The organism is Acidovorax sp., from assembly GCF_046314175.1.
Lineage (GTDB): Bacteria > Pseudomonadota > Gammaproteobacteria > Burkholderiales > Burkholderiaceae_C > Acidovorax.
The window spans coordinates 1-25,873 of record NZ_JBKBXG010000074.1 but is presented as its reverse complement, the minus strand read 5'-3'; the positions used below and the strand labels follow the sequence as shown (position 1 = coordinate 25,873).

Annotated in this window: 20 protein-coding genes and 1 riboswitch; of the genes, 18 read left to right on the top strand and 2 right to left on the bottom strand. The window is 64.8% G+C overall.

What is annotated here, in order from left to right; all coding sequences use genetic code 11:
• The 18 genes from mraW to ACK4OE_RS18885 all read left to right on the top strand — a co-directional run.
• Window positions 1-331, top strand: a 331-nt coding sequence (gene mraW, locus ACK4OE_RS18970) for a 16S rRNA (cytosine(1402)-N(4))-methyltransferase (protein ID WP_409887013.1), incomplete at its 5' end; no start/stop codon positions are given.
• 4 nt (window positions 332-335) lie between these two features.
• On the top strand, window positions 336-674 hold the full coding sequence (gene ftsL / locus ACK4OE_RS18965; RefSeq protein ID WP_409887011.1) for a cell division protein FtsL: 339 nt from the start codon (window positions 336-338) through the stop codon (window positions 672-674).
• Window positions 671-2,416 carry a peptidoglycan D,D-transpeptidase FtsI family protein gene (locus tag ACK4OE_RS18960; RefSeq protein WP_409887010.1) on the top strand — a complete coding sequence of 582 codons (1,746 nt, stop codon included), beginning with the start codon at window positions 671-673 and terminating at the stop codon, window positions 2,414-2,416. The genes ftsL and ACK4OE_RS18960 overlap by 4 nt, the downstream gene beginning before the upstream one ends.
• On the top strand, window positions 2,416-3,930 hold the full coding sequence (locus ACK4OE_RS18955; protein ID WP_409887008.1) for a UDP-N-acetylmuramoyl-L-alanyl-D-glutamate--2,6-diaminopimelate ligase: 1,515 nt from the start codon (window positions 2,416-2,418) through the stop codon (window positions 3,928-3,930). Before ACK4OE_RS18960 ends, ACK4OE_RS18955 begins: the two co-directional genes overlap by 1 nt.
• The gene (murF, locus tag ACK4OE_RS18950) at window positions 3,927-5,432 is read left to right on the top strand and encodes a UDP-N-acetylmuramoyl-tripeptide--D-alanyl-D-alanine ligase (protein ID WP_409887015.1); all 1,506 of its coding nucleotides are present in this window, start codon (window positions 3,927-3,929) and stop codon (window positions 5,430-5,432) included. Before ACK4OE_RS18955 ends, murF begins: the two co-directional genes overlap by 4 nt.
• Before the next feature lie 48 nt (window positions 5,433-5,480).
• Entirely contained in the window at window positions 5,481-6,659 is a 1,179-nt protein-coding gene (gene mraY, locus ACK4OE_RS18945; RefSeq protein WP_409887006.1) for a phospho-N-acetylmuramoyl-pentapeptide-transferase, read from the top strand.
• On the top strand, window positions 6,656-8,626 hold the full coding sequence (gene murD / locus ACK4OE_RS18940) for a UDP-N-acetylmuramoyl-L-alanine--D-glutamate ligase (RefSeq protein ID WP_409887004.1): 1,971 nt from the start codon (window positions 6,656-6,658) through the stop codon (window positions 8,624-8,626). Before mraY ends, murD begins: the two co-directional genes overlap by 4 nt.
• Window positions 8,623-9,891, top strand: a complete 1,269-nt coding sequence (ftsW, locus tag ACK4OE_RS18935; RefSeq protein ID WP_409887002.1) for a putative lipid II flippase FtsW — start codon at window positions 8,623-8,625, stop codon at window positions 9,889-9,891. Before murD ends, ftsW begins: the two co-directional genes overlap by 4 nt.
• Entirely contained in the window at window positions 9,888-10,958 is a 1,071-nt protein-coding gene (gene murG / locus ACK4OE_RS18930) for an undecaprenyldiphospho-muramoylpentapeptide beta-N-acetylglucosaminyltransferase (RefSeq protein WP_409887000.1), read from the top strand. The genes ftsW and murG overlap by 4 nt, the downstream gene beginning before the upstream one ends.
• Window positions 10,955-12,388, top strand: a complete 1,434-nt coding sequence (gene murC / locus ACK4OE_RS18925; protein WP_409886999.1) for a UDP-N-acetylmuramate--L-alanine ligase — start codon at window positions 10,955-10,957, stop codon at window positions 12,386-12,388. The genes murG and murC overlap by 4 nt, the downstream gene beginning before the upstream one ends.
• The gene (locus ACK4OE_RS18920) at window positions 12,385-13,386 is read left to right on the top strand and encodes a D-alanine--D-alanine ligase (RefSeq protein ID WP_409886997.1); all 1,002 of its coding nucleotides are present in this window, start codon (window positions 12,385-12,387) and stop codon (window positions 13,384-13,386) included. The genes murC and ACK4OE_RS18920 overlap by 4 nt, the downstream gene beginning before the upstream one ends.
• Entirely contained in the window at window positions 13,383-14,201 is an 819-nt protein-coding gene (locus tag ACK4OE_RS18915; RefSeq protein ID WP_409886995.1) for a cell division protein FtsQ/DivIB, read from the top strand. Before ACK4OE_RS18920 ends, ACK4OE_RS18915 begins: the two co-directional genes overlap by 4 nt.
• A gap of 77 nt (window positions 14,202-14,278) precedes the next feature.
• A complete protein-coding gene (ftsA, locus tag ACK4OE_RS18910) occupies window positions 14,279-15,508 on the top strand; it encodes a cell division protein FtsA (RefSeq protein WP_409886993.1) in 1,230 nt (409 codons plus the stop codon).
• A gap of 151 nt (window positions 15,509-15,659) precedes the next feature.
• Window positions 15,660-16,907 (top strand): cell division protein FtsZ, encoded by a 1,248-nt coding sequence (gene ftsZ, locus ACK4OE_RS18905; RefSeq protein WP_409886991.1) that lies wholly within the window; start codon window positions 15,660-15,662, stop codon window positions 16,905-16,907.
• A 285-nt stretch (window positions 16,908-17,192) separates the two neighbouring features.
• Window positions 17,193-18,116, top strand: a complete 924-nt coding sequence (gene lpxC, locus ACK4OE_RS18900) for a UDP-3-O-acyl-N-acetylglucosamine deacetylase (RefSeq protein WP_409886989.1) — start codon at window positions 17,193-17,195, stop codon at window positions 18,114-18,116.
• 11 nt (window positions 18,117-18,127) lie between these two features.
• Window positions 18,128-18,304 (top strand): hypothetical protein, encoded by a 177-nt coding sequence (locus tag ACK4OE_RS18895; RefSeq protein WP_409886987.1) that lies wholly within the window; start codon window positions 18,128-18,130, stop codon window positions 18,302-18,304.
• A gap of 34 nt (window positions 18,305-18,338) precedes the next feature.
• Window positions 18,339-18,462, top strand: a riboswitch (TPP riboswitch).
• Window positions 18,463-18,584: 122 nt separating this feature from the next.
• Window positions 18,585-20,501, top strand: a complete 1,917-nt coding sequence (gene thiC, locus ACK4OE_RS18890; protein ID WP_409886985.1) for a phosphomethylpyrimidine synthase ThiC — start codon at window positions 18,585-18,587, stop codon at window positions 20,499-20,501.
• 183 nt (window positions 20,502-20,684) lie between these two features.
• Window positions 20,685-22,337 (top strand): methyl-accepting chemotaxis protein, encoded by a 1,653-nt coding sequence (locus ACK4OE_RS18885; protein WP_409886983.1) that lies wholly within the window; start codon window positions 20,685-20,687, stop codon window positions 22,335-22,337.
• Window positions 22,338-22,416: 79 nt separating this feature from the next.
• Here ACK4OE_RS18885 and ACK4OE_RS18880 read toward each other — a convergent pair whose 3' ends face one another.
• Both ACK4OE_RS18880 and ACK4OE_RS18875 read right to left on the bottom strand, forming a co-directional pair.
• Window positions 22,417-24,711, bottom strand: coding sequence for a hypothetical protein (locus tag ACK4OE_RS18880; RefSeq protein WP_409886981.1), 2,295 nt, complete (start codon window positions 24,709-24,711; stop codon window positions 22,417-22,419).
• A 302-nt stretch (window positions 24,712-25,013) separates the two neighbouring features.
• Window positions 25,014-25,873 (bottom strand): GspE/PulE family protein (locus ACK4OE_RS18875; RefSeq protein ID WP_409886979.1); only part of this gene is annotated, 860 nt, incomplete at its 5' end.

Genomic DNA, 25,873 nt, shown 5'->3' with positions numbered 1-25,873 from the left:
GAACCCTGCAACGCGCACATTTCAAGCTCTTCGGATTTTCATCAACGCCGAGCTTGAAGAGCTGCAACAGGCGCTAGAGGCCAGCCTCTCGGTGCTGCAGCCGGGCGGGCGCTTGGTTGTCATCAGCTTTCATTCGCTGGAAGACCGCATCGTCAAGCAGTTCATTGCCAAACACTCCAAGGAGGTCTACGACCGTCGTGCGCCCTTTGCGGCGCCCCAGGCCATGAAGTTGGTGGCTTTGGACCGCATCAAGCCCAGCGCCGCCGAAGTGGCGGCCAACCCCCGCTCGCGCAGCGCCATCATGCGCGTTGCTGAGCGCACGGCGCTTTGATGGCATGACTCGTCTCAACCTCGTCCTGCTGCTGGCGGTTCTGGCCAGTGCGATCTATCTGGTGCACACCCAGTATGAGTCGCGCCGCCTGTTCACCGAGCTGGACCGCGCCACGGCCGAGGCACGCCGCCTGGAGACGGAGCACCAGCGCCTGCAGGTGGAAAAGCGTGCGCAGGCCACGCCGCTGCGCGTGGAAAAAATTGCACGCGCGCAACTCAACATGCGCACCGCCACGCCTGCCATCACGCAGTACGTATCTGACCCCCAAGGCGTGGCTGCAGTCGCCGCGACGGCAGCAGCAGCCAATCGCATGCCAGACCGCACCGACGGGGGGCAGCCATGAGCCGCAGCGTGGTCTACACCGCAAGCCCGTTGCTGGCCAGCAAGACGCCGGTGTGGCGCAGCAAGTTCATCGTGGCCGCCATTGCGCTGGGCTTTGTGGGCCTGGGTGCCCGTGCGGCGTATGTGCAGGTGTTTGGCAATGCATTTTTTCAGCGCCAGGGCGAGGTGCGTTTTGCGCGCACGCTGGAGTTGCCCGCCAACCGCGGAAAAATCCTGGACCGCAACGGTCTGATCCTGGCGTCCAGCGTGCCTGCGGCCAGCATCTGGGCGATCCCGGAAGACGTGGAGCAGGACAAACCCGAGGTGCGCGCGAAGCTCAAGCAACTGGCCAAGCTGCTCGACATGCCGCTAGCCGACCTGAACAAGAAGCTGGCCGACGAGGACAAGACCTTTGTCTGGGTCAAGCGGCAGCTCGACTGGGACGTGGGCCAGCAGATTGCCAAGCTCGGCATCAAGGGCATCTACCAGCGCAAGGAGTACAAGCGCCAGTACCCCGAAGGCGAAGCGGCCGCCCACGTGGTGGGCTTTACCAATGTGGAAGACCATGGACAGGAGGGCATGGAGCTGGCTTTCAACGACCAGCTGGCGGGCAAGGCTGGTTCGCGCCGTGTGATCAAGGACCGCCTGGGCCGCGTGGTCGAAGGCGTGGGCGAGACCGTGCAGCCCGTGGACGGCAAAGACATGCAGCTGTCCATCGACAGCAAGGTGCAGTTTTTTGCTTACCAAAAGCTGCGTGATCAGGTCGCGTTGCACAAGGCCAAGGCGGGCAGCGTGGTGGTGCTGGACGCCCACACGGGCGAACTCCTGGCGTTGGCCAACTACCCCAGTTACGTGCCTGACAAACGCCAGAACCTGTCGGGTGAGCAGTTGCGCAACCGCGCGCTCACCGACGTTTTCGAACCAGGCTCCATCATGAAGCCCTTCACTGTCGGGTTGGCTCTGGAGTCGGGACGAGTGCGGCCCGATACCGTCGTGGACACCAATCCTGGCCGCATCAACATTACCGGGTCCACCATTTCCGACACCAAGAACCACGGGGTGCTGACGGTGGAAGGCGTGATTCAGAAGTCGAGCAACGTGGGCACCACCAAGATCGCCATGCAGATGCCTGCGCGCGAGATGTGGGAAACATTCTCTGCGGCGGGCTTCGGGCAAAAACCTCAGCTGCATTTCCCTGGTGTGGTGACGGGCCGACTGCGCGCCTACAAGACCTGGCGCCCCGTGGAGCAGGCCACCATGTCCTACGGCTATGGCCTGTCGGCCAGCCTGTTCCAAATGGCGCGTTCGTACACCGTATTCGCCAATGGTGGGCGCGTGATTCCGGCCACCATGCTCAAGAGCGAAGAAATCCCCGTGGGGGTGCCCGTGTTCTCCGAGCGCACGGCGGACCAGGTGCGCAAGATGCTGCAGATGGCCGCAGGCCCGGGGGGTACGGGCCAGAAGGCGCAGACCGTGGGCTACTCGGTGGGTGGCAAGTCCGGCACCGCGCGCAAGCAGATTGGGAAGACCTATGCATCGGGAAAATACCGCGCTTGGTTCACCGGCATGGCGCCCATCGACAAGCCCCGCATCATCGTGGCAGTGATGATCGATGAGCCGAACAACGGCGTGTACTACGGCGGCGCCGTGGCCGCACCCGTGTTCAGCGAAGTGGTGCAGCAGACGCTGCGCATGATGGGCGTGCAGCCCGACATGGCCGTCAAGCCGCAGATCGTGGCCGATGTGGTGGAGGAGTCGCTGTGATGCCCGGCGCGCTGCGAGCGCTTACCTGTGCTGATGAGGCTGTGCAGTGGCTGCGCACGCGCGTCACCGGCACCTTGCACACCGACAGCCGCCAGGTGACACCCGGCGACGGCTTTATCGCCTGGCCCGGTGCCGCGACCGATGGCCGCCATCACGTGGCGGACGCCATGGTGCGTGGCGCCACCGCGTGTCTTGTTGAACTTTCTGGGGTGGATGCGTTTGATTTCTCGGGCGACCACATCGCGGCGCTGCACGGCCTGAAGGCAGCCACGGGGCCGATTGCCGCGCAGTGGTTTGCGCAGCCGACCGACCACCTGGATGTTCTGGCCGTCACGGGAACCAATGGCAAGACCAGCACTGCGTGGTGGCTGGCGGGTGCCTTGAACGCGCTATCGAATAATGAGCTGAACGGCAAGACTGGATGCGCGCTGGTCGGTACTTTGGGGTTGGGTGTGCCCCCGGCGCTTGAGACCACCGGCATGACCACGCCGGACCCCGTGCTGCTGCAGCGCGCCTTCCGTCAGTTTGTTGACCAGGGGCGTGCCGCTTGCGCCATCGAGGCGTCTTCCATCGGGCTGGCCGAAGCGCGGCTTGACGGCACCGCCATGCGCGTGGCCGTGTTCACCAACTTCACGCAGGACCACCTGGACTACCACGGCAGCATGGCCGACTACTGGCTTGCCAAGCGCGCCCTTTTCGACTGGCCTGGTCTGCAGGCCGCAGTGATCAACGTGGATGATCCGGCCGGTGCGCAGTTGCACGCTGAGCTGGCGGCGGGTGCGCTGGACCTGTGGAGCGTCTCTGCGCAAGGCGCCGCGCGCATCGCTGCACAGAACATTGCGCTGGGCGACCAGGGCCTAAGGTTCACCGTGGTCGAGGGTGCAGACCGGCAGCCACTGCAAACCCGCGTGATCGGCCAGTACAACGTGCTCAATCTGCTGGGTGTGCTGGCGACGCTGCGCAGCCTGGGCGTGCCGTTGCAAAACGCGGTGCAGGCCTGCGCTGGCTTGCAACCCGTACCCGGCCGCATGCAGCGGCTGGTGGCTGCGGGCCAGCCGCTGGTGGCTGTTGATTACGCCCACACCCCCGATGCACTTGAAAAAGCCTTGCAGGCACTGCGCCCGCTGGCGGCCGAACGTGGCGGCCAGCTGTGGTGCGTGTTTGGCTGCGGTGGCGACCGCGATGCGAGCAAGCGCCCACTGATGGGCGCCGTGGCGCAGCAGCAGGCCGACCAGGTGGTGGTGACCAGCGACAACCCGCGCAGCGAAGACCCCGCGGCCATCTTGCACCAGATCCTGCAAGGCACCATTGCCAGCAGCGTGGTGCGTGCCGAGCCCGACCGCGCCGTCGCGATTGCGCAGGCCATTGCCGAGGCCACGCCTGCCGATGTGGTGCTGATTGCCGGCAAGGGTCACGAAGACACCCAGGAGACGGCCGGTGTACGCCTGCCGTTCTCCGACATGGCCCATGCGCAGAGCGCGTTGCAAGGCCGAGGAGCCAGCTCATGGGCATGACCAACACCACCAAAGCAACGCCCACCATGCTCACCCTGCAGCAGGCACATGCCTTACTGCTGCCGAGCATTCCGTCTGCCCGCTTGGTGGGAGACCCGGCCACACCCCTGGCCCGAGTTCACACCGATACGCGCAGCGTGCAGACCGGGGATCTCTTTGTGGCGCTCAAAGGCGAGCGTTTTGATGCCAACGCATTTCTGGCCGATGCCAAGGCAGGTGGCGCCGCTGCGGCGCTGGCCCATGGCGGGCTGGAGGCTGCGGGCCTGCCAGGTATCGAGGTGCCCGACAGCCTTGCTGCGCTGGGCGCACTGGGGGCCGCGTGGCGTGCCCGGTTCAGCCTTCCGCTGATTGGTGTGACCGGCAGCAACGGCAAGACCACCGTGACGCAGATGATCGCGTCCATCCTGCGTGCCTGGAAGGGTGAGGCGGCATTTGCCACGCAAGGCAACTTCAACAACGACATCGGAGTACCGCTGATGCTGCTGCGCCTGCGGGCCAGCCATGCCGCCGCCGTGATCGAGATGGGCATGAACCATCCGGGCGAGATCGCCACGCTGGCCGCCATGGCGCAGCCCACGGTGGCGCTGGTCAACAACGCACAGCGCGAGCATCTGGAGTTCATGCACACGGTGCAAGCCGTGGCGCGCGAGAACGGTTCGGTGTTTGCCAGCCTGCCCGGCAAGGGCGTGGCGGTGTTCCCTGCGGGCGATGCTTACACCGAACTCTGGCAGTCGCTGGCCCATGCCCAGCCCGGCCGCAGCACGCTCACCTTTGGTGAAGGTGGCGACGTGGCCTGCGCGCAGGCCACCTGGGGTGAGGGCGCCTGGGCCGTCACGCTGACCACGCCGCAAGGCGAAGTGGCCACCCATCTGCACATTGCTGGGCGCCACAACGTGACCAATGCGCTGGCAGCGGCTGCCTGCACGCTGGCGGCGGGCGCACCGCTGGCCGCCATTGCGCAAGGGTTGAACGATTTTGTACCGGTCAAAGGCCGCTCGCGTGCGTTCAGCGCGGGCGTCGCAGGCCGCGATATCACCGTGGTGGACGACACCTACAACGCCAACCCCGATTCCATGCGCGCCGCCATCGATGTGCTGGCCGAGCTGCCCAGCCCGCAGTTGCTGGTGCTGGGCGACATGGGCGAGGTGGGCGACCAGGGCCCGCAGTTCCACGCCGAGGCGGGGACACACGCGCGCGCTGCGGGCATCCCGCTGCTGTTCGTTCTGGGTGCGCAGTCAGTGCATGCCGCTGCGGCATATGGCAATGGGAACGGCATGGGCACGGGCAATGCCCGGCATTTCAACGATATGAGCGCGCTGCTGACCGCCGTGCGCGAAGCCCTGCCCACTGTGGGCAGTGTGCTGGTCAAGGGATCCCGATTCATGAAGATGGAACAGGTGGTGGAGGCGATAGCCGCCATGGCACCCGCCGCTGCCGCGCAGCCGCAACAACAAGAACGTAGCAATGAGACACCGGAGGGACACCATGGCGCAACGCACTGAAATCACCCGCGTGGTGACCCTACAAGTCAAGCAAGCCGGGGAGGCGCCATGCTGCTGATGCTGTCGCAATGGCTGCAGGGCCTGTCGCCCGAGCTCGGTTTCTTCCGCGTGTTCCAGTACCTCACGTTCCGCGCGGTGATGGCCGCCATGACGGCGCTGCTCATCGGCCTGATTGCGGGCCCCAAGGTGATCCGCGTGCTCACCTCGCTCAAGATCGGCCAGCCGATCCGCGGCTATGCCATGCAGACGCACCTGTCCAAGAGCGGCACGCCCACCATGGGCGGCGTGCTCATCCTGTTGTCGATCGCCATCTCGACCATGCTGTGGTTTGACCTGTCCAACCGCTTCGTGTGGATCGTGCTCATCGTCACGCTGGGTTTTGGCGCCATCGGCTGGGTGGATGACTGGCGCAAGGTGGTCAACAAAGACCCCGAAGGCATGCGCTCGCGCGAGAAGTATTTCTGGCAGTCCGTGATTGGCCTGATCGCCGCGCTGTACCTGGTGTTCAGCATTTCCGAAAGCTCCAATGCCAAGGTGTGGGAGCTGTTTGTGGGCTGGGTCCAGTCAGGCTTCTCGCTCGACTTGCCGCCCAAGGCGGGCCTGCAGCTGCCGTTCTTCAAGGAAGTGAGCTACCCGCTGGGTGTGCTGGGCTTTGTGATCCTGACCTACCTGGTCATCGTGGGCTCCAGCAATGCTGTGAACCTGACCGATGGCCTGGACGGCCTGGCCATCATGCCGGTGGTGATGGTGGGCTCGGCCTTGGGTGTGTTCGCCTATGTCACCGGCAGCTCGGTGTATTCCAAATACCTGTTCTTCCCGCACATTCCCGGTGCGGGCGAGTTATTGATTTTTTGTGCCGCCATGGCAGGCGCGGGCCTGGCGTTTCTGTGGTTCAACGCGCACCCCGCGCAGGTGTTCATGGGCGACGTGGGGGCGCTGGCGCTGGGCGCAGCCCTGGGCACCATCGCCATCATCGTGCGGCAAGAAATCGTGCTGGCCATCATGGGTGGCATTTTTGTGGTCGAAGCCCTGTCGGTGATGCTGCAGGTGACCTGGTTCAAGTACACCAAGCGCCGCTACGGCGAAGGCCGACGCCTGCTCAAAATGGCGCCGCTGCATCACCATTTTGAAAAGAGCGGCTGGAAGGAAACGCAGGTCGTCGTGCGCTTCTGGATCATCACCATGCTGCTGTGCCTGGTGGGCCTGTCCACCCTGAAATTGCGATGAACCCTAGCGATCCCCTCCACCCCGGCAAAACTGCCGCTGAGGCCGAAGAGGTCGGCGCGAGCCTGGGCACGCCGGAGTTGAGCGATGTGCAGGCGCACAGCGAGCCGGAAGATTCAGCTGCCGAGACGCCTGCAGCTGCAGTGCCAGCACAGGCCGATAGTGATGCCGAAACCGATGCGGACTCGGAGGGTTTGCATGCTGCGGCAGACGAGCCAGTGACCGAGCCCGCTGCCCCAACCTCGGCACCGGGCAAGTCCGCCCATGCCTGGAACCCCGAGCAGGCCCCCGCCATTTCGGCCGCCAAGGCCGCAGCAGACTTTGTGGCGCAGATTTTTGCCGAGGTGGCTGCACCCGAGGTAGCCCCCGCTGCCGTGGATCAGGGCGAAGAAGACACCGCCGATGCCGCACAGACTCCCGCAGAATCTGAAAGCGCGCCCGTTGCAGTAGTGGCGCCCTTGCAGGACAAGAACGTCCTCATCCTGGGCCTGGGTGCATCGGGTCTGGCCATGGCGCGCTGGTGTGTGCGTTGGGGCGCACAGGTCACGGTGGCCGACACCCGCAGCGCGCCCCCTCAGCTGGTAAGCCTGCAGCGCGAGCTGCCGCAGGTGCGATTTGTATCGGGTGTGCTCGATGCCCGCCTGGTCGAAGGGCAGAACCTTGACGCGGTGTACCGCTCGCCAGGCCTCAGTCCTGAAGCTATTGCTCCTGTTTTGGTAGCTGCTGGCGCAAGCGGGATAAGCGCTGGGGGCGAATTAAGCTTGTATTCCATGGCGCTGGGCGTGCTGCGCGCGTCGCAGGGCTATGCGCCCGCAGTGCTGGCCATCACGGGCACCAACGGCAAGACAACGGTCACTTCACTCACCGGCCAACTGGTGGAGCGCTCGGGCCGCAGCGTGGCAGTGGCCGGCAACATCGGCCCCACCCTGCTCGACACGCTGACCACCCACATCGACGCGGGCACGCTGCCCGACGTGTGGGTGCTGGAGCTGTCCAGCTTCCAGCTGGACGATGTCACGGGCTTCGAGCCCACGGCAGCTACAGTGCTCAACATCACGCAGGACCACCTGGACTGGCATGGCGACATCACCGCCTACGCCGCAGCCAAGGCGCGCATTTTTGGGCAGACGGGCCTCATGATTCTGAACCGTGAAGACCCGGCAGTGATGGGTATGCTGCCGCCACCCGTCAAGGTCAAGCTGCAAAAGCCGCAGCTTCGTGCGCACCTTACTTTTGGCAGCGACAAGCCCCGGCGCCCCGGTGACTTTGGCATCGAAGTAGTCAGTGGCATGCCCTGGCTCGTGCGCGCCATGGAGGCCGACGAAACCCGCAAGCGCAGTCGCAACGAGGCGGAGGAAGAGCTGCACATCCAGCGCCTCATCCCGGCCGATGCATTGCGCATCCGTGGCCGCCACAACGCCATGAATGCGCTGGCTGCACTGGCGCTGGCGTCCGCCGCGGGCTGCCCGCTGGCGCTCATGCTGTATGGCCTGCGCGAATACCGCGGAGAGCCGCACCGCGTGGAGCCGGTGGCCATCATCAACGGCGTTGAATACTTTGACGACAGCAAAGGCACCAACGTGGGCGCCACGGTGGCGGCACTCACGGGCCTGGGCGCCGAGCGTCGCGTGGTCGTCATTCTGGGTGGCGAGGGCAAAGGCCAGGACTTTGCGCCGCTGGCCGCACCCGTGTCGCGTTATGCCCGCGCAGTGGTGTTGATTGGCCGTGACGCGCCACTCATCCGCGCGGTACTGCAAGACGCTGGGGTCACGCTGCTGAACGCAGAGACACTGCCCCAGGCCGTGCAGATGGCTGCCGAGCGTGCGCATTCGGGCGACGCGGTGTTGATGTCGCCCGCCTGCGCCAGCTTTGACATGTTCAAGGACTATGAACACCGTGCACAGGTCTTCTGCGATGCGGTGCGCATGCTGGCAGACGACGCTGGCCAGTCGGCGCAGGGGTTGCAATGACCACCAAAGCAAACACCTTTTTGCAACGCGCCACGGGCTGGTTTGGTGGCCTGTCGGGCAAGGCGGTCGATGTGTTGCCCGTGCGCGTGGGGGGCACCGAATACCGCCGCTCGTCCAGCACGCCCGCCAGCGTGCTCGGTTTTGACCAGGCTTTGTTGTGGGTGGTGGTGGCGCTGCTCGCCTGGGGTCTGATCATGGTGTATTCGGCCTCGATCGCCATGCCCGACAACCCACGGTTTGCCAACTACGCGTCCACGCATTTCCTGACGCGCCACGCCATGTACCTGGTGGTTGGTTTTGTGGTGGCGCTGCTGGCGTTCCAGGTGCCGATGGCGCTGTGGGAGCGTGCGGCGCCCTGGTTGTTTGTGGTGGCCTTGCTGCTGCTGATCGCGGTGCTGATTCCCGGCGTTGGCAAGGTCGTCAATGGCGCACGCCGCTGGTTGTCTATCGGGCCGGTGAGCTTTCAGCCGTCTGAGCTGGCCAAGTTTGCGGTGCTGATCTATGCCGCCGACTACATGGTGCGCAAGATGGAAGTCAAAGAGCGCTTCTTTAGGGCTGTGCTGCCCATGGGCGCGGCAGTGGCCATCGTGGGTGTGCTGCTGCTGGCCGAGCCCGACATGGGCGCGTTCATGGTCGTGGCGGTAATTGCCATGGGCATCCTGTTTCTGGGCGGCGTCAACGCCCGCATGTTCTTCCTGATCGCGGGCATTCTGGTGTCAGCCTTCGCGCTGATGATTGCCAGCTCGCCTTGGCGCCGCGAGCGCGTGTTTGCCTACCTGGACCCGTTCAGCGAGGAGCATGCGCTGGGCAAGGGTTACCAGCTGTCCCACTCGCTGATCGCCATCGGGCGCGGCGAGGTCTTTGGCGTTGGGCTGGGCGGCAGCGTTGAGAAGCTGCACTGGCTGCCCGAGGCGCACACCGACTTTTTGCTGGCCGTGATTGGCGAAGAATTCGGTCTGGTGGGCGTGCTCACGCTCCTCTTGCTGTTCCTGTGGATGACGCGCCGCATCATGCACATCGGCCGCCAGGCCATCGCCCTGGACCGTGTGTTTGCAGGGCTGGTGGCCCAAGGCGTGGCGATCTGGATCGGCTTTCAGGCCTTCATCAACATGGGCGTGAACCTGGGCGCGCTGCCAACCAAGGGGCTGACGCTGCCCTTGATGAGTTTTGGGGGGTCGGCGATCTTGATGAATCTGGTGGCATTGGCAGTGGTTTTGCGTGTTGACTATGAGAACAAACACCTCATGCGGGGAGGCCGCGTATGAGCACGCAAAAGACGGCCCTCATCATGGCGGGTGGCACCGGTGGCCACATCTTCCCTGGCCTGGCTGTGGCCGAAGAATTGCGCGCGCGCGGCTGGCGCGTGCACTGGCTGGGTGCGCCGGGCAGCATGGAATCACGCATCGTGCCCACACATGGCTTCACGCTCGAACTGATCGACTTCTCCGGTGTGCGCGGCAAGGGCATCGTCACGCTGGCCCTGCTGCCGCTGCGCCTGCTGCGCGCCTTTTGGCAAGCGCTGCAGGTGGTGCGGCGCGTCAAACCCGATGTGGTGGTGGGCCTGGGTGGCTACATCACGTTTCCGGGCGGCATGATGGGGGTGCTGGCCGGCAAGCCGCTGGTGCTGCATGAGCAGAACTCGGTGGCGGGCATGGCCAATAAAGTGCTGGCAGGCGTGGCCGACCGGGTGTTCACCGCCTTCCCCAATGTGTTCAAGCAAGGCCAGTGGGTGGGCAACCCGCTGCGCAAGCCCTTTACCGAACAGCTTGGCCCGACTGAGCGTTTTGCTGGTCGCACCGGCCCGCTGCGCGTGCTGGTGGTGGGCGGGAGCCTGGGTGCGCGAGCACTCAACGAAATCGTGCCGCAGGCCATTGCGCTGATGCCCGCAGACAAGCGCCCGCAAGTGATTCACCAGAGCGGCGCCACGCAGATCGATGCGCTGCGCGCCAACTATGCAACTGCGGGGGTCGATGCCGAGCTGACGCCGTTCATTGACGACACCGCCAGCGCTTTTGCAGCGGCCGACATCATCGTGTGCCGCGCGGGTGCCAGCACCGTGACCGAAATTGCTGCAGTGGGCGCCGCATCCATTTTTGTACCGTTCCCTTCGGCTGTGGACGACCACCAGACCACCAACGCGCAGTTCCTGGTGAATGCGGGCGGCGGATGGCTGGTGCAGCAGCGCGACCTGACGCCCGACGGGCTGTCGAAAATGCTATTGAATATGGAGCGCTCAACCCTTGTGGATGTAGCGCTCAAGGCCAAAAAAATGCAAAAAATCAACGCCACCCGCGAAGTGGTGACTGCCTGCGAGGAGTTGGCCGGATCATGAAACACGCCATTCGCCACATCCATTTTGTCGGCTTGGGCGGCGCCGGCATGAGCGGCATCGCCGAGGTGCTGTTCAACCTGGGCTACCGCATTTCAGGCTCGGACCTGGCCGACAGCGCCACCTTGCGCCGCCTGGAGGGGCTGGGTATCAAGACCTGCCTGGGACATGCGGCCGCGCACATCGACGGTGCCGATGCCGTGGTCACCTCGACAGCGGTGACATCAGACAACCCTGAAGTGCTGGCCGCGCGCGAGAAGAAGATCCCGGTGGTGCCTCGTGCCTTGATGCTGGCCGAGCTGATGCGCCTCAAGCAGGGCATTGCCATTGCGGGCACGCACGGAAAAACAACGACCACCAGCCTGGTGACCTGCGTACTGGCCGAGGCGGGTCTGGACCCGACCTTTGTGATCGGCGGCAAGCTCAACAGTGCGGGCGCCAATGCCAAGCTGGGCAGCGGCGACTACATCGTGGTCGAGGCGGATGAGTCCGATGCATCGTTCTTGAACCTGCTGCCCGTGATGGCGGTGGTCACCAACATCGACGCCGACCACATGGAGACCTATGGGCACGACTTTGGGCGGCTCAAAGGCGCGTTTGTCGACTTTCTGCACCGCATGCCGTTCTATGGCACGGCCGTGTTGTGTGTGGACAGCCCCGCAGTGCGCGACATCCTGCAAAGCGTGACCTGTCCGATCACCAGCTACGGTTTTTCGGAAGACGCCCAGGTGCGCGCGATTGACGTAAAAGCCGAGGCTGGGCAGATGCGATTCACGGTGCAGCGGCGCAACGGCGTCACGCTGCCCGACATGGAGATCGTGCTCAATCTGGCGGGCGAACACAACGTGCTCAACGCCCTGTCGGCGATTGCCATCGCGGTGGAACTCAACATCCCAGACGAAGCCGTGCAGCGCGCGCTGGCCAACTTCAAGGGCGTGGGCCGCCGCTTTCAGCGCTATGGCGAGCTGCCCGCCAAGGGTGGCGGCCAGTTCACCGTCATCGACGACTACGGCCACCACCCGGTGGAAATGGCGGCCACGCTGGCAGCGGCGCGCGGGGCGTTCCCCGGCCGCCGTCTGGTGCTGGCCTTTCAGCCGCACCGCTACAGCCGCACACGCGACTGTTTTGAAGACTTCGTCAAGGTCATCGGCAACGCCGACGCCGTGCTGCTGACCGAGGTGTACGCCGCTGGCGAGGCGCCGGTGGTAGCTGCCGACGGCCGGTCGCTGGCCCGTGCGCTGCGCGTGGCAGGCCGTGTGGAGCCGATTTTTGTCGACAACGTGGCCGACCTGCCACAGGCCATTGCTGACAACGCGCGCGATGGCGATGTGGTGATGTGCATGGGCGCCGGATCGATTGGCGCCGTACCCGGCAAGGTGGTTGAAATGCTACAAAATAGTGAGCTAACAGCGCTTGAGGGGAGCGCGCTATGACCCATTTTGATTCAAATATTGATGTGAAGACGCTGGGCAAGGTGGCGGTGCTGATGGGCGGTGCATCCGCCGAGCGCGAGGTGTCTCTGATGTCTGGCAGCGGTGTATTGCAAGCCTTGCGCTCGCGCGGCGTGGATGCGCATGCGTTCGACCCGGCCCAAAGCGACCTGGGTGACCTCAAGCGCGACGGTTACGCACGCTGCTTCATTGCGCTGCACGGCCGCCACGGCGAGGACGGTACGGTGCAAGGTGCGCTGGAACTGCTGGGCATTCCGTATACCGGCCCGGGCGTGATGGCCTCGGCCATCGCCATGGACAAGGTCATGACCAAGCGCGTCTGGCTGGCCGAGGGCCTGCCGACGCCACGCTATGTGTGGCTCGCGCCCGAGCGTCAGCAGCGCGAAGTGGTGCGCACCGTGCCGGACGAGTTAGGCCTGCCGTTGATCGTGAAGCCTCCGCGCGAGGGCTCGTCCATCGGCGTGACAAAAGTGCGCGGGTACTCCGATATGCAGGAGGCCGTCGCGCTGTCGGCTCGCTATGACCCCGACGTGCTGTGCGAGGAGTTCATCGACGGTGAAGAAGTGACCTGCCCCGTGCTCGGCCAGGGTGCCGACGCCCGCGCGTTGCCCGTGATCCGCATCGTCGCGCCCGATGGCGCTTACGACTACCAGAACAAATACTTCACGGACGACGTGAAGTACCAATGCCCAAGCGGTCTGCCTGAAGCCGAGGAGCGCGAGATCCAGCGCATTGTGCTGGACGCCTACCGCACGCTGGGCTGCCGTGGCTGGGGCCGTGCGGACCTGATGATTCGCGCCAGCGACCGCAAGCCCTTCCTGTTGGAAATGAACACCTCGCCGGGCATGACGGGGCATTCGCTGGTGCCACTGTCGGCGCGTGCTGCAGGCATCAGCTACGAGGAGCTATGCCTTCGCATCCTGTGCGATGCCGCACTGGACACGTCGGCCCGTGACGCGCAAGGAGCTGTTCGGCAATGACCAACACGCTGCCCGCACCTCTGGACGTCAAGCTCATGAACCTGACCGCGTCGGTCCTGTTCGTGGGCTTCGCCCTGGGTGCGCTGGCAGCGGGCGCGTGGTGGATGTTGCGTTATCCGGGCTTTGCCATTGCCCGCATCGTGGTGCAGGGCGAATTGGCGCACAACAACGCGGTGACATTGCGGGCCAACGTGGCGCCGCACCTGGCAGGCAACTTTTTCACGGTGGACCTGCGGGCTGCGCGCGAGGCGTTCGAGCAGGTGCCCTGGGTGCGCCGCGCGCAGGTGCGGCGGGTGTACCCGGCCAGTCTGTACGTCGATTTGCAGGAGCACGACGCAGTGGCGTTCTGGGGGCCAGAGTCTGCCTCGGCCATGGTCAACAGCCAGGGCGAGGTGTTTGAAGCCAATGTGGGCGATGTGGAGCAGGAAGGCCTGCCGCGCCTGCTGGGGCCCCGCGGCACGTCGGCCGAGGCGCTACAGATGCACGGCTTGCTGCAGCCTGTTTTCCGCCCGCTGGGGTTGGAGGTGCAAGAGCTGGAGCTGACCGGCCGCGGTGGCTGGCGCGCCAAGCTCGACAGCGACGCGGTGGTGGAACTGGGCGGCGGTACCCCGCAAGAAGTGGTGCTGCGCACGCAACGATTCACTCGCACGCTGACGCAGGTGGCTGCGCAGTATGGGCGGCGTGTGGATGCACTGGAGTCTGCCGACCTGCGGCATGCAGGCGGCTATGCCTTGCGCATGCGCGGTGTGACCACGGTGATCCCGGATGCCGCAGGGGCTGTGGCCGGGGCCACCGGCGGCGTGCGAAGGAGATGACGCGATGCACAAAACATTGACAGGCATGCAGGGCGCAGGGCGGCAGCGGGACAGAACAGAGAAGGGCAGAGGCTGATATGGCAAGAGAATACAAAGACGTTGTGGTGGGGCTGGACATCGGAACGGCCAAGGTCATGGCCGTGGTGGCCGAGGTGCTGCCCAATGGCGAGCTCAAGCTGGCCGGCCTGGGCGTGGCGCCGAGCAATGGCTTGAAGCGCGGCGTGGTGGTCAACATCGACGCCACGGTGCAGAGCATTCAGCAGGCGCTGAAAGAGGCCGAGCTGATGGCCGACTGCAAGATCCAGCGCGTGTACACCGGTATCACCGGCAGCCACATTCGCGGCCTCAATTCGAGCGGCATGGTGGCCGTCAAGGACAAGGAAGTCACGTCGGCCGACGTGGCGCGCGTGGTCGAGACTGCCAAGGCCATCAACATCAGCAGCGACCAGCGTCTGCTGCTGGTGGAGCCGCAGGAATTCGTGATCGACGGGCAGGATGTGAAAGAGCCCATCGGCATGAGCGGTATCCGCCTCGAAGCCAAGATCCACATCGTGACCGGCGCGCAAAGCGCGGCCGAGAACATCATCAAGTGCGTGCGCCGCTGCGGGCTGGAGGTGGAGCAGCTCATGCTGAACCCGCTGGCCAGCAGCCAGGCCGTGCTGACGGACGACGAGCGCGAGCTGGGCGTGGTGGTGGTCGACATCGGTGCGGGCACGACCGACGTGGCGATCTTCACCGGTGGCGCTATCCGGCACACGGCGGTGATCCCCATTGCGGGCGACCTGATCACCAGCGACATCGCCATGGCCCTGCGCACGCCAACGAAGGACGCCGAAGACATCAAGGTCGAGAGCGGCTACGCCAAGCAGCTGCTGGCAGACCCCGATGCACAGGTCGAAGTCCCCGGCCTGGGCGACCGCAGCCCGCGCATGCTGAGCAAGCAGGCGCTGGCAGGCGTGATCGAGCCGCGGGTGGAAGAAATTTTCTCGCTGGTCCAGCAGGTGATCCGCGAATCGGGCTACGAAGAAGTGCTGTCGTCGGGCATCGTGCTCACGGGCGGCAGCTCGGTCATGCCCGGGATGATCGAGCTGGGCGAAGACATCTTTTTGAAGCCGGTTCGCAGGGGCATTCCCAAGTATTCCAGCGCGTTGTCTGACATGGTGGCCCAGCCCCGTGCTGCTACTGTCATGGGTTTGCTGGAAGAGGCCCGGCTGGCGCGGTTGCGCGGCTTCAAAGTGGCACAAAAGAGCGGTTCCATGAAGACGGCGTTTGGCCGCTTCAAAGATTTCATTGTGGGGAATTTCTGACCATGAAATACCCACTCTGGCTGGCGCGAGGTAGTCCCCACCAACCGCCGCGCGAGCGATGGCGATGCACAGGACCGCCGCACTCTCCCACACCAGGTACCCCAATCCCCATTTGGCAATTGCATACGAATCTAGAAACAGGAGCTCCAAGATGACCATCGAAATGATCGAAGCCGAAGAATTCAACCAGGGCACCCAGATCAAGGTGATCGGCGTGGGCGGCGGCGGCAGCAACGCCGTCGAGCACATGATTGCCCGCAGCGTGCAGGGCGTGGAGTTTGTCTGCGCCAACACCGATGCGCAGGCGCTGACCCGCAGCTCGGCCCACCGCGTCATCCAGCTGGGTGGCAGCGGCCTGGGCGCTGGCAGCAAGCCCGACAAGGGCCGCGACGCGGCCGAGGCGGCCGTGGAAGACATCCGCAGCGCGATCACCGGCGCGCACATGCTGTTCATCACGGCCGGCATGGGCGGCGGCACAGGCACTGGCGCTGCGCCTGTGATTGCCCGCGTGGCCAAGGAAATGGGCATTCTTACCGTGGGCGTGGTTACCAAGCCATTCGACTGGGAAGGCGGCCGCCGCATGACCAACGCCGACAACGGTCTGGCCGAGCTGGAAGCCAACGTCGACTCGCTGATCGTGGTGCTCAACGAAAAGCTGCTGGAAGTGCTGGGTGATGACATCACCCAGGACGAAGCCTTTGCACACGCCAACGATGTGCTGAAAAACGCCGTGGGCGGCATTGCCGAAATCATCAACGAATACGGCCATGTGAACGTCGACTTTGAAGACGTGCGCACCGTGATGGGCGAGCCCGGCAAGGCCATGATGGGCACGGCCACCGCCGCAGGCCCTGACCGTGCACGCATCGCTGCCGAGCAGGCTGTGGCCTGCCCACTGCTGGAAGGCATCGACCTGTCGGGCGCCAAGGGCGTGCTGGTGCTGGTCACCGCCGCCAAGGGCAGCCTCAAGCTGTCCGAGTCGCGCCTGGCGATGAGCACCATAAACGCGTACGCATCGCCCGATGCCCACGTGATTTATGGCGCGGCGTACGACGACAGCCTGGGCGACGAGATCCGCGTGACCGTGGTGGCCACGGGTCTGTCGCGCCCCAATGCACGCCGCCAGCCCATCTCGGTGGTGCAAGGTGGTCTGCGCACCGGCACCGACAACATGGCTTACCAGATGCCCGTGGTGGGCGGCGCTGGCATGCTCGGTTCTGCCGTGGGCGTGCAGGGCGGCCACGCGGGCGGCAGCGCCCAGGCCGACTACGGCAGCATGTCGGTGCCCAGCGTGTGGCGCACCAACCGCACCCAGGCAGCAGCCCGTGTGGACGCCCTGTCGTCCGGCGGCATGGACGACCTGGAGATCCCGGCCTTCCTGCGTAAGCAGGCAGACTGAGGTTTGCTATTGAAATGTGAGCTGCTTGCGCTGTTTTTGCTTGGGTTTCAAGAGAAAAACATTAGAAATCAAGGTGTATAGAGCGCTGGCAGTTACTAAATAGATAGCAGCCAGGTAAAGACTGGCAAATAGAAAAAGCCCCGACAGCAATGCCGGGGCTTTTTTATGGGCCTTGGTTTGGAAGTTTTCTCAATCCGCGCGTTCGCCCGCCCGCCCAAGACGACCGGCAGGCAGGCGCATGCCCTCAACTGGTGCGGGGCCGGGCGGCAGAAACTAAAATGCGCCATGCTTCAGCAACGCACCCTCAAGACACTGACCCGCGCCGTAGGCGTCGGGCTGCACAGCGGCCAACGGGTCGAATTGACCTTGAGGCCCGCACAGCCGGACACCGGCATCGTGTTCCGGCGGGTAGACCTGCCCCAGCCGGTTGACATACCTATCCGGGCCGAAGCTGTGACCGACACCCGGCTGGCCTCCACCATCGCGGTGGGCAATGCCAAGGTGCACACCGTGGAGCATCTGATGTCGGCCTGCGCGGGGTTGGGCATCGACAACCTTTACGTGGACATCACGGCCGAAGAAGTCCCCATCCTCGACGGATCTTCTGCATCGTTTGTCTTTTTGCTGCAGAGCGCCGGGGTGGAACTGCAGAACGCGCCCAAGCGCTTCATCCGCGTTATCCGGCCCGTGGAAGTGCGCGAAGGCGAGGGCGCCAACGCCAAGTGGGCGCGATTGACGCCTTACCACGGCTACAAACTCAGCTTTGAAATCGACTTTGACCACCCGGCCGTGGATTCGACCGGCCAGCGCGTCGAGTTCGATATGGGCGCGGGCAACTACAGCCGCGACATCGCCCGTGCACGCACCTTCGGCTTCACCCGCGACGTCGAAATGATGCGCTCCAACGGCCTGGCCCTGGGGGGCGGCCTGGACAACGCCATCGTGATGGACGACTACAAGGTGCTCAACAGCGACGGACTGCGCTACGACGACGAGTTCGTCAAACACAAGATTTTGGATGCCATGGGCGACCTGTACCTCATTGGCAAACCGCTGCTGGCTGCGTACAGCGCGTTTCGCTCGGGCCATGCGATGAACAACTTGCTTCTGCGCGAGTTGCTGGCCCAGCGTGATGCGTGGGAGGTGGTCACGTTCGAGGACGAACGCCAGGCACCCACCGGCTTTGCCCAGCCAGTACGCGCCTGGTAGGGTCGATTGCCATGCTGATCGTCCGTTGGCTCGCGCTCTTTCTGCTGCTCGCGGCGGCCGTGTGCTTCGGGTTTTATGTGGGCACCGGGCAAGTGTTCTACAAGCGGCTGGGGCTGGTGATCTTCAAATGGACGGTCATCGCGGCGGCCGTCTTCTTCGTCGTAGTCCTTATCGAACGACTGCTTTGACGGCCTGGCGCTGCAATGGCGCTGGCCTATACTCGCGGCTGCTCCGGGGTGTGCGAAAGCGCTGAGATGCGAGGTGGCTGAAGAAATTCGGCCGACCTTGCGAACCCGACGAACTTGATCCGGTTCATACCGGCGGAAGAAGAGCCGACCTCCTTGTCCCGTGCCCGCAGTCCCTGCTGGCACGCCCATGCCCCAGGCGCTGCAGTGCGCCGTCCTGGGGGGCGCACAGGTCCATTCCGGAGCAGTTATCCATCGCCACCGGAACCAGGAGACCTGCCCCATGAATGCCCCCGATCCCCACGCCAAGCTGGCCAGCACCGAAAAGTTCGCCGAGTTGCTTGCGCGCACCCGCGAACCCTTCCCCGCATCTCGCAAGGCCTACCTCCCTGGCCACCTGCACACCGAACTGCGCGTGCCTGTGCGCGACATCGCTTTGACCAATGGCGAGCAGGTCAGCGTGTACGACACCTCCGGCCCATACACCGACCCCGAGGCCGCCATTGACGTGCGTAAAGGCCTGGCCAGCGTGCGTGCGGGCTGGATTGCCGCCCGCGGCGACGTGGAGCACTACGAAGGCCGTGCTCCCGTGGCGCTGGATGACGGGCAAAAGAGCGAAGACGCCACCCGCCTGGCCCAGCTGCGTGCCGAAGCCGCCGCGCTGCAGCGCAAGCCCCTGCGCGCCAAGAGCGGCGCCAACGTCACGCAAATGCACTACGCCAAGAAGGGCATCATCACCCCCGAGATGGAGTACGTGGCCATCCGCGAAAACGGCAAGCGCGAGTGGATGGAGCAGTACATGGCCGATGCAGGCCGCGAGCGGCGCCTGATGGGCAACCCCATGGGCGCGAGCATCCCGCGCATCATCACCCCCGAATTCGTGCGCGACGAAGTGGCCCGGGGTCGCGCCATCATCCCTGCCAACATCAACCACCCCGAGGTGGAACCGATGGCGATTGGCCGCAACTTCAAGGTCAAGATCAACGCCAACATCGGTAACTCGGCGGTCACGTCCAGCATCGAAGAAGAGGTGGAAAAGCTCGTGTGGGCCATCCGCTGGGGCGCCGATAACGTGATGGACCTGTCCACCGGCAAGAACATCCACACCACGCGCGACTGGATCGTGCGCAACAGCCCTGTGCCGATTGGCACGGTACCGATCTACCAGGCGCTGGAGAAAGTGGGCGGCGTGGCCGAAGACCTGACCTGGGCGATCTTCCGCGACACGCTGATCGAGCAGGCCGAGCAGGGCGTGGACTACTTCACCATCCACGCCGGTGTGCGCCTGGCCTACATCCACCTCACGGCGCAGCGCCGCACCGGCATCGTTTCGCGCGGCGGTTCCATCATGGCCAAGTGGTGCATGGCGCACCACCGCGAAAGCTTTCTGTACGAGCATTTCGAGGACATCTGCGACATCATGAAGGCGTACGACGTGTCGTTCAGCCTGGGCGATGGCCTGCGCCCCGGCTGCGCATCGGACGCCAACGACGAAGCCCAGTTTGCCGAACTGCACACCCTGGGCGAGCTGACCCAGGTGGCCTGGAAGCACGACGTGCAGACCATGATCGAAGGCCCTGGCCACGTGCCCATGCACATGATTCAGGCCAACATGACCGAGCAGCTCAAGACCTGCCACGAAGCGCCGTTCTACACCCTGGGCCCGCTGACCATCGACATCGCCCCCGGCTACGACCACATTGCCAGCGCCATTGGTGCTGCCATGATCGGCTGGATGGGCACGGCCATGCTGTGCTACGTGACGCCCAAGGAGCACCTGGGCCTGCCCAACCGCGACGATGTGAAGCAGGGAATCATCGCCTACAAGATTGCGGCCCACGCCGCAGATGTTGCCAAGGGGCACCCCGGCGCCCGCGCGCGAGATGATGCGCTGAGCCAGGCGCGTTTCGATTTCCGCTGGCAGGACCAGTTCAACCTGGGGCTGGACCCGGACACCGCCAAGGACTACCACGACGAGACCCTGCCCAAAGACTCGGCCAAGGTGGCGCATTTCTGCTCGATGTGCGGCCCCAAGTTCTGCTCGATGAAGATCACCCAGGAGGTGCGTGACTTCGCCAAGCAAAAGGGCATGGCGGAGGCCGATGCATTGGCGCAAGGCATGGAAACCAAGGCCGTGGAGTTCCAGCGCAACGGCGGGCAACTCTATATTCCGGTGGTTCCGGCGCCAACGGCCGCATAAGCGTGCCTACTGCCCCCGCGGATTCCTTGCACAAGGACCTGGGGGCGGTGCTTACCCTGTGCGGCAGACCACAACGCTCGCTCTATAGTCCCGCCCACCCCCGGTTCAGAAGACCGGGAGGATGGGCGTGTGGCACTAAATTTGCTATGCTGGGTTGTCTGTTAAAAAATGTAAGGAAGAGCCATGAATGCTCTCGGCCGCTTCTCCATCCGCACCCGCCTCTACTTCGGAACCGTCTTTTCCCTGGTTCTTCTCGTTGTGATTGGCGCCATGGGCTACATCGCCCTGGACCGCACCCGGGGCACGCTGCAAGAGCTGTTCTCACAGCGGGTGCAAACCCTGACCGACATGTCCGACCTGCGCACCACCCTGGGTGACCTGCGCCGGACTGAAAAAGACATCATCATCAACTTCAACAACTCGGTCGAGGTGTCGTCGCTGCGCGAGTCCTGGGCCAAAACCCTGGCGGCCCTGCGCAAGAGCCTGGCCGAAGTGCGCCAGGTGCAGTCGGGCGATGCTGATTTTGTGGCGTCCATCGACAAATCGCTGGACGAGATCAAGCAGTACGAAACCGGCATTTCCCCCATCTTCGAGAAGATCGAAGGCGCGCAGCTCGATGGCGCGGGTGGCGGCGCCTATGCCGACCGGCTCAAAGTGCACATGGAGGCCACCGACAAACTGTTCTCCAGTCTGGCATCCACAGCCCGCGCCCAGATGGACGAAGCCCGCGCAGGTGTGGAGTCGCGCACATCCACCATGTCGGCATTGATCGGTTTTGGCCTGCTGCTGGCGCTGGCGGTGCTGATTCCGCTCACCTTCTTCAGCGTGCGTTCCATCACCAAGTCGCTGGGTCAGGCGCAAGAGCTGGCCGAGCGCATCGCCAGCGGAGACTTGTCGCGTGATGTGACGGTGATGAACCAGGACGAGGTGGGCCAGCTGGTGTCGGCCATGGGCCGCATGCAGGACTCGTTGCGGGGTCTGGTGCGCCAGGTGCAGGACGCGGCGGGCAACATCTCCACCGCCAGTTCCGAGATCGCCAGCGGCAACCACGACCTGAGCCACCGCACCGAGCAGACCGCCGCCAACCTGGAAGAAACAGCGTCTTCGATGGAGCTGCTCACCAGCACGGTGCAGCAAAGCGCCCAATCGTCCCGCCAGGCCAGTGACTTCGCCTCGTCGGCCGCCGAAGTGGCTGCACGCGGCGGGGCGGTGGTGTCGCAGGTGGTGACCACCATGGACCAGATCACCACCAGCTCGCGCAAGATTGCGGACATCACCGGCGTGATCGACTCCATCGCGTTCCAGACCAACATCTTGGCGTTGAACGCTGCGGTAGAAGCCGCCCGCGCAGGCGAACAAGGCCGCGGGTTTGCCGTGGTGGCCAGCGAGGTGCGCAACCTCGCCCAGCGCAGTGCCGAGGCGGCCAAGGAGATCAAGGGCTTGATCAATTCATCGGTGGAGCGCGTCGAAGACGGCTCGCGTTTGGTCAGCCAGGCCGGGCAGACGATGACCGAGATCGTGAGCAGCGTGCGCCGCGTGTCCGACATCATTGCGGAGATCACGGCCTCGTCCGCTGAGCAGAGCGACAACATCGGCCAGATCAGCCAGTCCGTGAGCCAGTTGGACCAGATGACGCAGCAGAACGCCGCGTTGGTCGAAGAGTCCACTGCAGCGTCCGAGTCGTTGCGGGAACAGGCGCACCACCTGACCAATGCTGTGAGCCAATTCAAGCTGCAGGACGGCGCGGTACCCGCGCAGTCTGCCTTTGTTGCAGCCCCCGCAATGCCGTCATTGGCGCAATCCTCAGAGCGCAGGCCGGCTCTGCAAATCCGTTAATCGTTGTTGTTTCGATGGAGGTTTGGTGGCCCGGGGGGAATCCGGGCGTCACCCACCTCATCGCCAGATATGGGCGCTGTCAGCGCGCAGCCGGGGCGGCTGTACCTGCCACACCTGCAGCAGCGGGTGCAGCCGCAGGCGGCGCCACCGGAATGGTGTTGGCCGGTGCAGGGGCGGTGGTTGCCACGGGCGCCGCTGCGGGGGGCATGGGCGCTGTCCACCGGTCCAGCCACTGCAAGCGCCAGGCAGTCATCGCCAACACCAACAGCACCACCAGTGCCGCCGCACTCCACCACACCGGTGCCCTGGATTCCGCAAACGGGTCTTTCAGCGTGCGCCGGGCATTGGGGGGTACTTTGGCCGTTTGCGACAGCGAACCACCCAGCCGCGTGTTGATGCGCATACGCCCGTTGATGGCCCAGCCGCTGGCGTCCAGCAGCGGGCCCAGACTGCGCTGGCGCAGCTTGAGCCAGGCGATCAGCATGCTGGGGCCGGAGATGGCCAGCACGATGCCCATCAGCCCCAGCGGAATCCACACGCCCAGGTCCACAAACTTGGCAAAGATGCCCACCACCACCGCGCTGATGCTGCCCAGGGCCACGCCAATGGCGGCCACGGTGCCCACATCGGTGCGTCGCGGGGTGGTGGCGGTGACCGCGTCAGCCGTGGTGCCTACGGTCTTGAGCTCGGTGTTCGCCAGCGTGCTGGCGGTGGTGCCCAGCGACTTTTGCGCGCGCGCCTCGCCCGCCGCCGCCCGCTTGGCCACCTGTTCCTCGATCAGGCGCACGAACTTCTTGTACGGTGACAGGAAGGCCTGGGAGATGCTGGTCGGGTTCTCGACGATGCGGGTGATGGTGGCATCCCAGTCCAGGCCCTTGCGGTCATAAAACACGCCATTGCGGCCCACGAAGAGAAAGTCCACATCGCCCGCGGTGAAGGCAGCCACGATGCCCATCTTCTGTCCCTTGCGCGTGCAGTGGCAGTACGCCAGATAGGTCTTGGCCAGGCCCGCCAGCTTGGCATGCTGGGCCGCATCGGTGACCTGCACCGTCAAGTCGCAGCTGCGTGCGTCCAGGTACAGCGTGCCCGCCTGAAAGATCGCGCCCTTGCGCTGGTAGAAGGCTGAAAACGACACAAAGTTGTTCAGCAGCTCCAGCAAATCGCGTTTAAAGCGCAACAGCTTTTCCAGGTCCTTGGTGTGTTCGTTGTGTGTCTGCTCGGCCTCGTCCTCGGCAATCAGCGCCATCACCCGATCGCGGGCGTCGCTGCGGTGCAGGGCGTGCAGCAGCTCCTCGTCCAAACCATCCAGCGACGTGGCGGGCCGGTCTGCCAGCCATTGCTGGCAGGGTGCCAATGCCTTGCGGATGGTGTTCCATTCGTCCTGTGTCAAGGCGTCTGCCTGGCGCCCCAGCAGCGGCGCCACCGTGTGGTCGCGAAAGCTGTGCAGCGCGGAGGCCCAGGCCGGGTTGACGCCCTCGGTCAGCGGCAGCAGGGCCTGCGGCGTGATGGCTGCCAGCGGCAAGGTAGTGATGGCGGTAGACGACAGGTCCAGCTGCTGGCCCGCCATGGCGGTGTATTCCTCCAGCGACGGGTTGAGCGCCGTGGCCGCGCGCAGGTCGTACGCGGCCAGGCGACTGCGGGCAAAAAAGTCTTCGATCTTGTGCGCCACGGCGTTCATGGCCTGGGTGGCCTTGAGCGTGTGTTCGCCCAGCGCCAGCGCGGTGGTGGCGTCGCGCGCCTTGGCGGCCCAGGCTTCGATCTTGTCCAGGTCGGCAAAAAATGCCTCGGTATGGGCGCGGTCGATGCCGGGCAGGGGCGGGTCGCCCACCGGGGGTGTGCCGCCCTGCGTTGTGAGGATGTGGCCGATGGTCTCGCGCGCCAGCGTGTCGCCCTGCGCGGTGTCGGCGGTGATGATGCCGTCGCCATTGAAACGCATGGTGCTCAGCTGCTCGCTGCGGGTGGTGACATCGGCCAGAGAAATGGTGGTGGCGTCGGCGTGCCCGGCCATGGCCAGGATGCGCCGCGCGGCGCCCGCCAGCGCAGCACCGGGCTCGGTGCTGTCATTGATGGCGGCGATGTCCAGGGTGTCGCCGGGCTGTGCCAGCTCATCGGGGTTGTGCAGCTGCGCGCAGGCCCAGGCGCAGGCGGCCAGGAGCTCGGGCGGCCGGATGCGGCCATCGTGGTCGGTGTCGATCAGGTCCAGCGTGCGTTCATCAAACTCGATGCCGCGTGTGGGGCAGGCCAGCGCCACCCATAGTTTTTTGTCCAGCTCGGGCAGGCGGGCAATGTCCTGGCCAGTGCGGATGATGACCTGGTCCACGCCCCCGGCGCGGAAAAACTGCCATGGGTGGGGTGGAGTGCGGGATGGGTGCATGGGCTACAGGCTTGTCGACAATGTGTTGAAGGCGGAACAACTGCCAGCGGTGGTTCTGCGCACCGTGGTCGTTGATGAGGCCTACGATTGTTCGCAAATGCCCAGCGTGCTTCCAGCGGTCACGGGCTGGAGGCGCTGTCAGTCATGGCTGACAAAAAACACAGGGAGCCGCTGTCTGGATGCAGACGGGCTTGAATTTTGAGCATTTTTGGCTTCTAGCGCTTATCCATCAAGCGCTAATAGCTATCAAAAACGTAGTGATTGCTTGCCAGCGCGTTGCGCTGACAAGCCGCCGCGCAGGCTCAGTCCCGCGTGACGCGCAGCACTTCTTCGCGGCTGGTGATGCCCGCTGCAATCAACCGCTCGGCGTCGTCCCGCATCAGCGCCATGCCGCCTGCAAGCGCTGCGGTGCGGATGTCGGCTTCGGATGCCTGGTTGTGGATCTGCGCGCGGATGGCATCGGTGGTCACTAGCAGCTCGAACACGCCGGTGCGGCCGGTGTAACCCGTCTGGCCACAGTGGTCGCAGCCAGCGCCGTGGCAATGGCTGCAGTATTTGCGCACCAGGCGCTGGGCCAGCACGCCCAGCAGCGATGACGACAGCAGGAAGGGCTCCACACCCATGTCGGTCAGGCGGGTGACGGCGCTAGCGGCATCGTTCGTGTGCAGCGTGGCCAGCACCAGGTGACCGGTCAGCGAAGCCTGGATGGCGATCTGCGCGGTTTCAAAGTCGCGGATTTCGCCAATCATGATGATGTCCGGGTCCTGGCGCAGGATGGCGCGCAGGGCCTTGGCAAAGGTCAGCTCTATCTTGCTGTTGACTTGCGTCTGGCCCACGCCCGGCAGCTCGTACTCGATGGGGTCTTCCACCGTCATGATGTTGTTGCGCGTGGCGTCCAGCCGCCCCAGGCCCGCGTACAGCGTGGTGGTTTTGCCCGAGCCCGTGGGCCCGGTCACCAGGATGATGCCGTGCGGCTGGCTGATCAGGCCCTCAAAACGGCGCAGGGTTTCGCCCTGCATGCCCACGGCCTCCAGACTCAGCTTGCTTTCACTCTTGTCCAGCAGGCGCAGCACGGCGCGTTCGCCATGGGCGCTGGGCAGGGTGGACACGCGCACGTCGATGGCGCGGGTGCCCAGGCGCAGGCTGATGCGGCCGTCCTGCG